Source organism: Virgibacillus sp. NKC19-16 (genome assembly GCF_021560035.1).
GTDB classification, from domain to species: domain Bacteria; phylum Bacillota; class Bacilli; order Bacillales; family Amphibacillaceae; genus Virgibacillus_L; species Virgibacillus_L salidurans.
Genome location: NZ_CP074373.1, coordinates 3154363 through 3166979 on the forward strand (window position 1 = coordinate 3154363; position 12617 = coordinate 3166979).

The 12617-nt window shown below is 41.3% G+C and carries 11 protein-coding genes and 1 pseudogene; 3 read left to right on the plus strand and 9 right to left on the minus strand.

Annotated features, from left to right (window positions below):
* The first annotated feature begins 246 nt into the window (after positions 1–246).
* The 3 genes from KFZ58_RS15870 to KFZ58_RS15880 all read left to right on the plus strand — a co-directional run bounded on the left by KFZ58_RS15870 (position 247) and on the right by KFZ58_RS15880 (position 2488).
* The gene (locus KFZ58_RS15870) at positions 247–1167 is read left to right on the plus strand and encodes a DUF2628 domain-containing protein (RefSeq protein WP_235792266.1); all 921 of its coding nucleotides are present in this window, start codon (positions 247–249) and stop codon (positions 1165–1167) included.
* Positions 1168–1263: 96 nt separating this feature from the next.
* The gene (locus tag KFZ58_RS15875; protein ID WP_235792267.1) at positions 1264–1659 is read left to right on the plus strand and encodes a secondary thiamine-phosphate synthase enzyme YjbQ; all 396 of its coding nucleotides are present in this window, start codon (positions 1264–1266) and stop codon (positions 1657–1659) included.
* A gap of 436 nt (positions 1660–2095) precedes the next feature.
* Positions 2096–2488 carry a hypothetical protein gene (locus tag KFZ58_RS15880; protein WP_235792268.1) on the plus strand — a complete coding sequence of 131 codons (393 nt, stop codon included), beginning with the start codon at positions 2096–2098 and terminating at the stop codon, positions 2486–2488.
* Between the two features lie 292 nt (positions 2489–2780).
* Here the strand turns inward: KFZ58_RS15880 and tnpB are convergent.
* From tnpB to KFZ58_RS15925, 9 genes and pseudogenes are all read right to left on the minus strand, one after another.
* Positions 2781–3701, minus strand: a pseudogene (gene tnpB, locus KFZ58_RS15885) (IS200/IS605 family element RNA-guided endonuclease TnpB); the annotation flags it as partial.
* A gap of 291 nt (positions 3702–3992) precedes the next feature.
* On the minus strand, positions 3993–4199 hold the full coding sequence (locus tag KFZ58_RS15890; RefSeq protein ID WP_235792269.1) for a zinc ribbon domain-containing protein: 207 nt from the start codon (positions 4197–4199) through the stop codon (positions 3993–3995).
* A gap of 507 nt (positions 4200–4706) precedes the next feature.
* Positions 4707–4823 (minus strand): putative holin-like toxin, encoded by a 117-nt coding sequence (locus KFZ58_RS15895; RefSeq protein ID WP_235792270.1) that lies wholly within the window; start codon positions 4821–4823, stop codon positions 4707–4709.
* 242 nt (positions 4824–5065) lie between these two features.
* Positions 5066–6226 carry a mannitol-1-phosphate 5-dehydrogenase gene (locus tag KFZ58_RS15900; protein ID WP_235792271.1) on the minus strand — a complete coding sequence of 387 codons (1161 nt, stop codon included), beginning with the start codon at positions 6224–6226 and terminating at the stop codon, positions 5066–5068.
* Positions 6227–6664, minus strand: coding sequence for a PTS mannitol transporter subunit IIA (locus tag KFZ58_RS15905; RefSeq protein WP_235792272.1), 438 nt, complete (start codon positions 6662–6664; stop codon positions 6227–6229).
* Positions 6665–7350: 686 nt separating this feature from the next.
* Entirely contained in the window at positions 7351–7935 is a 585-nt protein-coding gene (locus tag KFZ58_RS15910) for a transposase (RefSeq protein WP_235792273.1), read from the minus strand.
* 5 nt (positions 7936–7940) lie between these two features.
* Positions 7941–8465: an IS110 family transposase gene (locus KFZ58_RS15915; protein ID WP_235792274.1), complete on the minus strand. Its 525-nt coding sequence runs from the start codon at positions 8463–8465 to the stop codon at positions 7941–7943.
* A gap of 446 nt (positions 8466–8911) precedes the next feature.
* A complete protein-coding gene (locus KFZ58_RS15920) occupies positions 8912–10996 on the minus strand; it encodes a BglG family transcription antiterminator (protein WP_235792275.1) in 2085 nt (694 codons plus the stop codon).
* A 3-nt stretch (positions 10997–10999) separates the two neighbouring features.
* Positions 11000–12442, minus strand: a complete 1443-nt coding sequence (locus KFZ58_RS15925; RefSeq protein ID WP_235792276.1) for a PTS mannitol transporter subunit IIBC — start codon at positions 12440–12442, stop codon at positions 11000–11002.
* Between the last annotated feature and the right edge of the window lie 175 nt (positions 12443–12617).

Here is a 12617-nt window from a genome sequence, read left to right on the forward strand (position 1 = left end):
CTCTCCCGACTTTGCGGTGCCCTCTCCCGGTTTGATGTGCCTCTCTCCCAACTTTCCGGTGCTCTCTCCCGGTTCGGCGCTATTCTCTCCCAATTCGAGCGTGCTGTCTCCCGATTTGGACCTCTCCCCTCCCATTTCGATGCCCTCTGCGTGCCTTTCTCCCGGTTCAGCACCCCGCTTAAAATCCCCTATTCACTTTTCCAAAAATAACTGTATAATAATGGATGTAGAAGGAGGTGATTGAAAATGTACTGCTCCAATTGTGGAAAAGAAGTTGATCCAAATGCTCGCTTTTGCACGCATTGCAGCCATCCATTACATACAACACAAATTAATCAAGCAGCAGCCACGGAGTCGGACGACACCCCAGACGACGTAATTTTCGAGGAAGACATACGGCTATTCGTCGGCCATAATAGTGACTATTACGATAGAAAATGGCAGAAAGCCGAAGAAAAAAATGGGGTCTCCTTTAATTTTGCGGCATTCTTTTTATCAATGCTTTGGCTTGGTTATAGAAAAATGTATAAGTTCGTTCTTTATATTGCACTCCTATTTTTAGCCTTTGATCTAGTATTATATTTAATAGGATATGAATACAACGTATCGGGTATTGACCCGATTGATCGAGGAATCGGCATAGGTGTAGCTACAATGCTTGGACTTTATGGCAATCATTTATACAAAAAAGAAGCAGAAAAACGCGTTCAATCGATCCAAAATACAACAACCACGACAGGTGAAAAAGAGCTGCAATTAAAGATAAAGGGCGGTAAGGTCTGGTATGGCCCAATTCTTGCATTCCTAATCATAATAGGTGTTTATGTCATCCCAAGCCTGTTCATACCAATGAATGTCAATGCGGTTGATGAAGTCAGAAACAGCTCATTTTATGAATACCCTGATGTTGAAATCAGTGTCATGTTCGATTCCGTTTTCGATGATGGCGAGTGGGATCACGTAGAAGACAGCGACACCTATGACATCGTGGAATACACCGGCATCGACTCCCAAAATGATGATGTTGCCATTCAATTTCAAATCTTTGCAGATAGCGAAGATTTCGAAGTGTCTTCGGTCGCCATCGACGGCATGGAATTAGATGTGTTCGATATGAATCTATTCCTGGAAAATGTATTCAGCGAATATGATGGTTTTTATTATTAGGAACTTGATCTCCCGCTGATAACCAGCAGGAGATTTTATTTATGGTTTCATTTTAGTAAAATGGAGGAAAAGACATATTAGAAAGGATGAGCTAATTTGGAAAAATTATTTAATGTAAAAACAAACCAGCACTCCGAAATGACTGATATCACATCAACCATTGAAAATTGGATCAAAGAACAAGGCGTGAAGGACGGCGTTTTAATAGTGTCCTCCCTGCACACCACTGCGGGAATTACCGTCAATGAAAATGCCGATCCCGACGTGAAGACGGACATGCTAATGCGGCTTGACGAAGTGTATCCATGGCATCACAAGCAAGATAAACACGGCGAAGGCAACACAGCCGCCCATCTGAAAACAAGTACAGTAGGACATGCTCAGAACTTGGTAGTATCCGGCGGCAAACTTGTGCTAGGTACATGGCAAGGTGTTTATTTTTGTGAGTTCGATGGACCACGGAGTCGGAAGTTTCATGTGAAGGTGATGTAAGGCTGTGGGGTTTGCTGAATATTATTGGGAAACAGACTTCGATTCAGGGTAGGTGTGTGTCCCGGTTTCGGAGATAGCGCTCTCTCCCGATCTGAAGGCGCGCTCTCCCGGTTCAGCCTGGATCTCTCCCGGTTTGAACGCGTGCTCTCCCGCTTGGGCCTGGCTCTCTCCCGATTTAACTCACTTCTGTCCCGATTCAACTGTCGCTTTCTAAATGATCTCTATGTACTTTTTATCATGAAAAATTTTCGATGGATATTTAATGCCTAAAAATCTATTTTGCATCTACGTTTACCGATTTTAGTAAATTTAATGACAGAGAAATTAAACTATCCAAGCCTTCCTGCAATTTTTGCTATTTCAGTAAAGTAAAATGTCACATTATGTTCGCATGTTCTTATGCTATAATAGATACATCAAATGGGAGGTGATTTTAATGCAAAAAGAAGATCAGATAATCGGAATGCTTGAAAAGGTAATGAGTAAGCAGGATGAACATAGTCAAAAATTGGACGAGCACAGTCAAATCTTGGATGAGCACACGAAGATACTTGATCAGCACACAGCTATCCTTGGCGAGCACAGCCAGAAATTAGATAATCACGAGTCCACACTACAAGAACATGGCCAGATACTTACCGCGCTCAGGTCTGGACAAGAACATCTCAAGGCGGAATTAGACGGGATGAAAGTTTCTAATGCTAGGGAGTTTGGGGAGATCAAAGAAGGTTGGGGAAATATATCTACTAACTTGGAGCTTCTACGTAACGATACATGGGAAAACAAAGTGGATATACATCGCATAAAAAATACAATGGGCATGAACTAGAAAAAAGCAGCCAAACTGATGCATTTTCATTGTATTCAACTCCTAAGAATATTTCTACTTAGAGCTTCGTTTTTTATTAACCACAACGAGTTACTTTCCAATAACTTTTAGAAAACTTGGATTTTGCCAAGCCTGTACGGCAAAAGGCTTAGTTATGGAAATCCAAGTCATAAACATCACTGACTTTCCATCTTCCTTTTCTTTTCATGCCTTGTCAATTGAACTACCGCCACCTAGCTTACGCTTGAAGTGGGGGATTCCTAAGAACACCGGTGTACCCGCCAGTTTTTTATTAGGCTATCCCTGCCATTCCGACAGTTAAGAGACGAATGGCTTCGTCTCGAAGGTTTAATCCTGCGTTAATATCTCTTTGGTGATGACATCCACAAGAAGGACAAGTCCATTCACGCAAAGCGAGATTTTTAACGTCTTTATTTTTATGGCCACAACCTGAGCAGAGCTGACTGCTTGCAAAGTTTTTGCCGACAATGATGACCTTTTTGCCGTACCACTTTGCTTTGTATTCACACATCGTTCTGAACTGGGACCAGGAAGCTTCACTAATTGCCTTGGAAAGGGTTCCATTTTTAAGCAGATTGCTCACAGACAAGTCTTCCAAGCCAATCACATCGTGGTTTTTGACGAGATAGGTTGAAATCTTGTCCAGGTAATCCTTTCTAGCATTGGCTATCGCTTCATGAATACGGGCGACTTTGATCCGTTGTTTGTTCCAATTGGATCCACCAATTGTACGTCGTGAGAGAATAACTTGTGCCGTTGTTAATTTTTTCTCCAATGTGCGGAGCCACTTTGGATTACGGAATACGGTTCCATCTGAAAGTGTCGCAAAATCCTTCAACCCCAAATCCACTCCAACTGCCGAATTGACTTTTGCCAATGCTTGAACTTCCGTTTCGGTATGAATGGCCACAAAATAATTCCCGCTGGCATTCCGTCTGATGGTGACACTTATGATACGCCCTTCTGCTTCACGGCTCTTGGCAAAACGGACATGACCCAATTTTGGTAGTTTGATGTGTTTATCTGCCACATGAATATTGCCATTTGTTTGCTTGGTACTGTAAGATTGGACCTTGTTCTTTTTGCTTTTAAAGCGAGGTTTTTTATTTTGTTTCTTGTAATAGCGTTGATAGGAATCGGCTAAGTTTTCAATCGATTTTTGAGGCGAAATACTATCTACCTCTTTCAGGAAATGGTTAAGATAATTAATTTTTCATGTTTGGTATTTTTTTCGTTCATTCTCAGATGCTCCACAGTAAACAATTTCAACGTTGAACACGTATTGCCCAATCTTAACATAACCTAGAAAAACTTGCCTGCTGGCTTATTGTTCGGTGTGATCAAACTAAATCATTCACATGGGGTATCATAGCTTGATCAAAGGCGTTACTAATATCGCCTCATCGCTTAGCAGAATACGGTTCTAAAAAGAATAGCATGCTGATCCAATTCAAGTTAAGCTTCTTTAAACGAAGTGATTATCTTAACCGAAGAAAAAGTCAAAAACGTTACTTCCACTTGAACTATTTTTATTATAAAACTCCGAGTACCCACAGTTTTTACAGAAAACAACTGTGAATTGATTGTTCTGAACATCAAACATTTTAGATAAACCAGTCCCGGTCATTGCTACATCTTTCTTATCCGCGTCTCTACTTCCGCATTTAATACATCCTTTATGATTTTCCATTGAAATTCATCTCCTTTGGTATCAGTGCTAATCATTTTTTAGAAATATCTTAATCATTTGTCACCAATGATAATCCTGATGAGATATAAATCGTACATTTCTTGGTATTTATTCACCTTATACACGTCTTAAGTAATAATTCACACCATTAAATAATGCGAAGGAAAGGCAAATCCATAACATTTTTGCGTTTAACTATTATTTTGAAATAATGGGTATGGATCTGGTTCGGTAATATTATGCATCAGCTAAATTTACGGGTAGATAGACAGTCAGCGTTGTTTTGGAGTAATTTTATCCATCCAGAGAATTATCTCGATAATCCATTTACTTATACTTACATCACACGTCAAGCCAATGTTTTCATTGACAGTATAAATAATTAAATTTATACTATACTTAATAAGAAAGTACCGAGTAGCGTCAACTACTCGGTACCGGCAACTACAAACTGCATAAAGAGCAGTTGGCCGTGTTTACCTAAATTAAGTAACCGCTAGCCTTGGGTTAGGAGCGGTTACTTCTTTTTATCAGGTAAACGACAATAGTTACATTCAAAGTCAAACTAGCAATTTGGAGTAATCCAAACTGAGCTAATAGACTTAATGTTTCATACGTCGTCATTCCTTGCCACCTCCTCTCATGAGGACTTTAAAGATGAGGAAATGGCCAACCGCTCACTATACCTATGTAGTTGCTGTTTTTTATTTTAACATACCTTTCATAGATTAATAGCAAAAAAGAGAATAATTGTTCGATAAATATTAGTTGGTATATGGAATATAACGCAAAAAGACCAGACACCAAAATGGCATCCAGTCTTATGCTGCATCCTATCCACTACGATCGGAAACGGTGAACAATCTCTAGCCTCGCAAATTCCGAACCGCGTCCACTTCCTCCAAAACAACCGCCATCAACTCGCCGTCAACATCCAACCTAGACACTGACTGCAACGTCTTTTCAACCCCATGCTCATCAATCATTTGCTGCAATTCAACAGCTTCTTGGTCCTGTTCATTTTTAAATTGCAACGCGGCTGCGATTGTTTTAGCAAGATAATGCGGCTTCTTACCCGTCACTTCCATATACATACTGGCTGGACGAATCAAACGATCGCGTGCTCCGAGCTTACGGATCGGGCCTCGCCCTACCCTGGTTACATCATCGGAAATGTATGGATTCATAAACCGCTGCACGATTTTACGGATATATGTTTGATGTTCTTCTCTATTAAAATGATAGGTTTGGATCAATGCTTCGCCTGATTCGGACAGGGCACCATTGATGATTTCTTGCACGTTTTCATCCTTCATCGCATCGGCAATCGCCTCATGTCCCAAGTAACTACCAATATATGCAGCTGCCGCATGGCCTGTATTGACCGTGAATAATTTCCGCTCGATATAGGGGGTTAGGTCACTTACATACGTAATGCCATCGATCGCAGGCTTTTGGCCCTTGACGTGAGCTTCTTCCACTACCCACTCATAGTACGGTTCAACGGATACTTCCAATAAGTCCTCATTCACCTGGTTGGGAACAATGCGATCTACTGCAGCATTTGGGAAGCCATAGACCTTTTCAAATGCTGGCTTTTCTGCTTCATCCAGATGTTCAAACACTTTTTCCTTTAATAGGGAACTTCCGCCTACCATATTTTCACAAGCAATGATATTTAGGTCTTCCTGGTTCGTTTTCAACCGCTCGCGCAAGCCTTTTGCAATAAGTTCGGAAATAATCGCTAGCACGTTAGGTCCAACAGCAGTTGTCACAATATCTGCTTTCGTAATCGCCTCGATAACTTCCCCGGGATCATTGATGCTGTTAATCCCGGAGACATCTTTTACCGTTATTGTTTCACTGTTCTCAGCAGCTAGTATGACATTGTATTGCTGTTTCTCGTTTAACTGCTTAACTACTTTATCATTTACATCCACGAATGTCGTGTGGTAATTCGCTTGATAGAGTAGGGAGCCGATAAAGCCACGGCCGATATTCCCTGCCCCAAAATGTACAGCCAGCATTTAGTCCACCTCACTAAATAAGCTTATGATTTCCTCTTTTGATTCTGCGCCTACGATCTTTTCAATGTTTTCTTCTTCAGAACAAACAATGGCGATTTTAGACAGAACCTCTAAGTGTTCGTCCCCTTTTCCTGCAATACCGATGAGCACTTTTACAATGTTTCCATCACCAAAATCAACACCACCTGGTACTGTCACGATAGAAAGTCCCGTTTCTAGAACAGCCTCCTTCGCGTCTTCGGTTCCATGCGGGATAGCGACATTATTGCCCATAAATGTGGAGGTCACTTCCTCTCTCTCCAACATTTTATCAACATAGGATGCTTCCACGTATCCGTTATCTACTAGAAGTTCGCCAGTATAACGAATAGCCTCTTCTTTTCCTCCCAGTTCTACATTCAACGCTATATTATCTTTGCTTAAAATTTCCTTTGCCATGATTCATGCACTCCTTTAAAATAATTTCTTTTCCTTTAGTAAGGTTCTTTTCGTAAGTTTTGCTGCTTTTCATCCAGCTGATTAAAAATGCGACATGACTGCTACGTTGATTTCCACTCCGGACAGTCGCTTTCCGCGGGCACGGCCTCAGCCTCCTGATATGAACGAAACTGTCAAGGCCCCCACTCTGCGCCAGGTTTTGAACTATTTTTGACAACTCTAAGAAGAGAAGCGATTTTTGGCTTCTTTACTTTCTTGGTTAAATGTGTAGCCTACTGGCTAGAGTGGCTTCTTCTTTAGCTTACTGAGCACTTCTCACCTCTTCGAATGGTTGTCAAGTGCTCTCCTTTACAACCATTCGAAGAGGTGAGACACTCTTTTAAGCTAAAGAAGAAATAATCTTACCTCCTTCATCATTTTTGGATATAGATGGGATAAGAACACGGCACGAAGGCAAAAATCTCTACTGCGGTTAGCATTCTGATATTCGTGGGTTTTCACATTTTATCTTTCCGTATAAAGGACTTTTCCACTAACTCGAGACGTGCGTTATTCTATACAGAAATGGCACAGAGGAGGCGCGTGGGTTTTCCTTTCCGGTTTTTCTCTTTGCCTTCGAGCCCTATTCTCATTCTTCTATTTTTATTAATAAAATTTGTATGCTTGCTTCCATCATTTATTAGACATTAGACTGTTGGAACATCCTCAATTTCTTGCGTAACCGCCCATATAAAACCTGCTAATTCCCTTGCCACTGCCGTAATCGCTTTACCACTTTCCTTTCCTCTGGATAATAATCGATAATATTTTTTGTGTAACCGGTTTTGTGCTTTCCAGGATATTGCTTGAACACTGGCACTCTGACCTTCTTGTCTTTTCTTCAGCTTTCCTTTCACGGCAGGTTGATAACGATAACTCCAAGCTGATTCTACTAATAGACGACGTACATGTCGATTTCCTGTTTTTGTAACATTCCCTTGATTTCTTCTGTCACCACTTGAATCCTCACTTGGAATTAATCCAACATAAGCCATAAAGTGTTTAGGGGTAGTAAATCTTTTGAATGATCCAATCTCAGCTACAAGGCTTGTAGCCGTAATTAGAGCCACCCCTCTCAAAGACTGTAGTGCCTGAATTTTTTGGGCATGTACACCTTCAGTTGCTTGTAATTTTATCTCTTCTTCATACCTTTTTACTCGCTGTTCAATCTCCTGTAATTGATGAAAATATTCCTGAAAGACAATGCTTGATGAAGACCGTTCGAATTTCAAAGTACTTAACCATTCCCTATACTTATAGGTCCACTTTTTCTTACTCCTTCTGGAGGATAGATATTATATCGTAACAGAAATTTGGTTAACCGATGTTTCGCTCTTAATTCATCTTCTTTCGCATCTTCCCTTGCCCGAACTAAGTCACGAAGGGCTTCATCGTCCTCGGTTGGTACATAAATAGATGTTAATTCACCAGCACGAAAAAGTTGAGCGAGTCTAACAGCATCTCTTTTGTCCGTTTTGATTCTCTCACCAGGCTTTTGGGGAATGAGAGATGGAGCAATTACATCACATTCAATTCCGAGACTAAGAAAGAATCTGTGCAGTTTGTAGCCTGTTGGCCCCGCTTCATAACATATTCGAAGTAATTTAGGATCCCCTAATTTCTTTACTAACCTTCTAACGTTTTCATACTTGTGAGGGACCATTCCCCAATATCTTGGTTTTTCTCGGCCTTCCTCTGCAATAGCAACTGAAATTTTTTCTTTGTGTACGTCTAATCCAACGTATTTAATGGTATCCTTCATAATAACTAGCTCCTTCCGTAATGTAGCTCTGATTTGGTTTTTGTCTTTCTAGTAGTCATTCTAACCAGATTAACCTACGAATTTACGAGTAAGGAGCTAGTTTCGTTCATGATAACTCGAGAAAACCACTCTGCGGGGTCTTCGGACACATGCTATTCCCGCAGGAGTCGACTGTGCTCCGCTCCAATCAACGATCATAAAAGTGGATAGCTAGAGGTAAAATGTAATGAAGTTGCAAAGCACAGCTTCAGCGGAGGAAACACACGAAGACTCCTGCGGGAGGAAAGGCATAGGTGAGACCCTGAAGTGCGATAGCACGAGGGGGCTCACCAGCCGCCCGCGGAAAGCGAAGTGTGTTTCCGGAGCGAATCCCTGCTCTCAACCAGCGTTTCCAAATGAATTTTCACTGCGTCGTATTTTATATCTCTTTTTCATCAAAAAATCTTTTATAAAACATCCTTTAAAAACGCCTGAAACTCCTTCGTCAGGAATTTTCTAATTTGTGCTTCGTCTCCTGACTGAAACAATGTCATGCTTTCCTGACTTTGGATGATCAAACTGCTTACATAACTTAAGATCTCCAGCACTTCTTGATGCGTATCCTCTGGCGACAGCATTAACAGCATTCGCTCCATCTTCATCGTATCCCCATCCATCCCTTTTATCATGATGGGATGGTTTAAGGAATAGATGGTAAAATTCGGCGCATTCACGTCACCGGATCGCGTGTGATACAGGGCGAGTGTAGTTCCCGGAATGCCGAGTCCGCTTGCCTTTTCTCTTTTCAGCAACTTCTCCAAAACGGCCCCTTTATCATCTATCATTCGACTTTTTTCTAATTCGATACAAATGGATTGTAAAATCTCTTCGATGGTCCGCTTTTTCGCTATTTCGCTCACATAAAAAGCATGTAAAAGTTCCAAAATCACCTTGGAATAATTATGCATTGCTTCTATTTGCAAGACAGTATCCGTGCTTATCTTTTCCACCCGCTTAGGGGCTGCTCTACGTGTAAGCGTCTTTTGCCGGATTGCTTTTTTAATCCGATGAACTTCTGCTTGTGTCAGCATTGGTGAGGCTAGAATATAGTCACCCTCGAACCCTTTTAGCGGAATGGTCGACACAATAAGGTCATATGCTTTTATTTGGGATCGATCCAAATCAAATAGGGATTTATTTTCAACACGTTTAATTTCCGGAACATGCTGCATAAGCTTCGTGGCAAGTATTTTTGCTGTGCCAATGCCACTGGAACATATCACTAATGCCTGCACGGCCACTTCTTTTTCATCTTGCAATAAAGCGGATGCGAAATGGAGCACTAGATAGCCGATTTCGTCTTTCGGAAAGGGGGCATCCGGAAAAATTTCCTCCGCACCTTGCGTGATCAATTGAAAAAGATCCCCGTAATCTCGCGTGATTTCATCAATCATCGGATTATTGATGTTCATTCCCTGTTTCATGCGATAAATCGTTGGTTTCAAATGTGTAACCAAATCATTCAATAAAGCACTATTTGCCGTTAAGTCGATATCCAATTTTATACTGACAAATTGGATCAATTCCTTTGCTTTATGCGCTATATTGATACTGGAATCTTCCATGAGATAAGACGGATCTCGGCGTAGTTTTGCCCCCATTAAATGCATCGTGATATAGCCAATCTCATCATCAGGAATCTCCATATCAAATGAGATTTCCAGGTCACGTATCAACTTTTTTGCAATCGCGTATTCTTTAGTTCCTTCGATTTGCTGCAGGTACGCTGGATCAATGGTTATCGTATCGCCTTTTTGCAATCGTTCTATGGCCAAAGCTAAGTGAACAACTAATCCGATATGCGCACTGTCAGCCAGCGTATATGGTAATTCATCTCTTGTTTGTTCCACCCGGGATTCAATCAGGCTTAATTTTTCCGGATTGACTAAGCCGAGTAGACGATTTGAAATGGTGTTTAATTGCGATTTCTTCTGGATGTTTTCTTTTAAAACCGAGACAAATTCGAATGGATCCATGTACTGTGTGATTAAATTACTGATCGCAGCCCGTTTATCTTTTTCATCTCCCTCGATTTTAACGCCATACCCTCTTCTTCGGATAAGGGAGAGGTTGTAGCTTAAAAGCGCTTCTTCCAAAGAATCCAGGTCGTGACTAATCGTCGCAACCGTTACGTGCAGATCTTGCGTTAGAGCGAATAATTTGATTGGTTCATTCGCTTCAAGCAAGGTTGATAAAATAACGGCCCGTCGTTCATCCGGTGTAAAATCCGAAGAAGCCGTGGATGAAAGTGCCAGCTTCAGTTGGTTTGTGTCTTGCTCGCTCCCCGTAACACGAACACCCACACCTGTCTTTTTCGCTAGTATCAGATTGTGATCAAACAGGACTTTTTCACTGTTTTTCAAGTCACGGTGGATCGTTCGGCTGCTTGCTCCTAGCTTGTTCGCCATCTCTTTTACCGTTATGCCTTCCGAGTGATTGAGTAAAAGCTCGATCACTTTCCGCTGTCGACCAGCAATATACAAACGGCTCACCTCTTATTTTTTAAGACGTTCAACCAGCTCATCATACTTCGGACTGTTTAAGAAATTCTCCACGGAAATATGCTCTGCAGTTGGTAATTTTGCTTTTGCACGATCAGTTAAATCTTTATGGGTCACAACGATATCTGCATCATCCGGGATTTCATTAATCGCGGTATTCGTAACATAAGTATCAATATCCGCTTTTTTGAATTTATTTTTTAACAACGATGATCCCATTGCACTGGAACCCATACCCGCATCGCAGGCAAAGATAACTTTATCCACTTCTTCTGCGCTTTTTTCCTCGACTTCTTCATTTGCTTGTTCAAATGTTTCCTCTTCCGCATCCTGTGTTAAATTCGCGGATACAGAACTTTCCTTCCCTTTCATTTCTTCCATCTGTCCGGTTGCTTCAGCCAAATCATCCGCATCTGTCTTACTTGTTTTTAAAATAAATGCAGCTATCACGAATGAGACGACTGCAGCAACGATTACACCAAGAGCCATACCAAGATAATTCCCTTGTGGCGTTAATGCAAATAAAGCAAAAATACTCCCTGGCGATACCGTAGCTACTGTCCCTACATCAAAGAGTGAGAACGTGAACACACCGCTTACACCGCCAGCGATAGCCGCTAAAATCAAGGTAGGTTTCATTAAGACGTATGGGAAATAAATCTCATGAATACCCCCGAAAAATTGAATAATCGCTGCACCTGATGCCGAACTTTTCGACATGCCTGTTCCAAAAATAGCAAATGCAAGCAAGATTCCAAGCCCCGGGCCAGGGTTTGCCTCAAGTAAGAACAATATCGATTTCCCTGTTTCTGTAGCTTGTTCAATCCCAATCGGACCTAGTATCCCGTGATTGATTGCATTATTTAAAAACAAAATCTTAGCTGGTTCAATAATAATATTGGCAAGTGGCAACAATCCGGCAGCAATAATCGCGTCTACGCCTGCTGCTAGTGCATTATTTAATCCTTCTACTAATGGCCCAATGCCAAGCACAGCAATAACCGCTAAAATTGCTGCCAAAATACCTGCTGAGAAGTTATTATAAAGCATTTCAAATCCGGATTTAACTTTATCCTGGAATTTCTGATCAATTTTTTTCATGATATAACCGGCCAGTGGCCCCATAATCATGGCACCTAAAAACATCGGTATATCTGCACCTACGATAACTCCCATCGTAGCAGTCGCACCGACAACCCCGCCTCGCAGGTCATGAACCATTCGTCCACCGGTAAAACCAATTAACAGTGGCAGTAAGTAAGTAATCATCGGATCGTTCAATGCTGCCAATTGCTCATTAGGAAACCAGCCATCAGGAATAAACAAAGCCGTGATAATCCCCCAGGCAATAAACGCGCCAATGTTCGGCATAATCATGCCACTCAAATAGCTGCCAAACTTTTGGGCCTTCGCACGAAATCCTTTCTTTTCAGCCATTTTAAAATTCTCCTTTTTTATATGATAAAGTTTATGGATGTCGTTTTCCTACCTTTAATGATATGCGCTTACAACGGGCTTTTCAATTGAATTTAAATGCTAATTTGTCATGGGCGATGTTGACATTATTTAATAAGTTGGTGGATGGAGATTGGCGAGTGCGTTACAGTTGTTT

Bases quoted from the DNA above. Each gene is read 5' to 3' on its own strand.
- KFZ58_RS15870 (WP_235792266.1), top strand. From the start codon at position 247: ATGTACTGCTCCAATTGTGGAAAAGAAGTTGATCCAAATGCTCGCTTT.
- KFZ58_RS15880 (WP_235792268.1), top strand. From the start codon at position 2,096: ATGCAAAAAGAAGATCAGATAATCGGAATGCTTGAAAAGGTAATGAGT.
- KFZ58_RS15890 (WP_235792269.1), bottom strand. From the start codon at position 4,199: ATGGAAAATCATAAAGGATGTATTAAATGCGGAAGTAGAGACGCGGAT.
- KFZ58_RS15895 (WP_235792270.1), bottom strand. From the start codon at position 4,823: ATGACGACGTATGAAACATTAAGTCTATTAGCTCAGTTTGGATTACTC.
- KFZ58_RS15900 (WP_235792271.1), bottom strand. From the start codon at position 6,226: ATGCTGGCTGTACATTTTGGGGCAGGGAATATCGGCCGTGGCTTTATC.
- KFZ58_RS15905 (WP_235792272.1), bottom strand. From the start codon at position 6,664: ATGGCAAAGGAAATTTTAAGCAAAGATAATATAGCGTTGAATGTAGAA.
- KFZ58_RS15915 (WP_235792274.1), bottom strand. From the start codon at position 8,465: ATGAAGGATACCATTAAATACGTTGGATTAGACGTACACAAAGAAAAA.
- KFZ58_RS15925 (WP_235792276.1), bottom strand. From the start codon at position 12,442: ATGGCTGAAAAGAAAGGATTTCGTGCGAAGGCCCAAAAGTTTGGCAGC.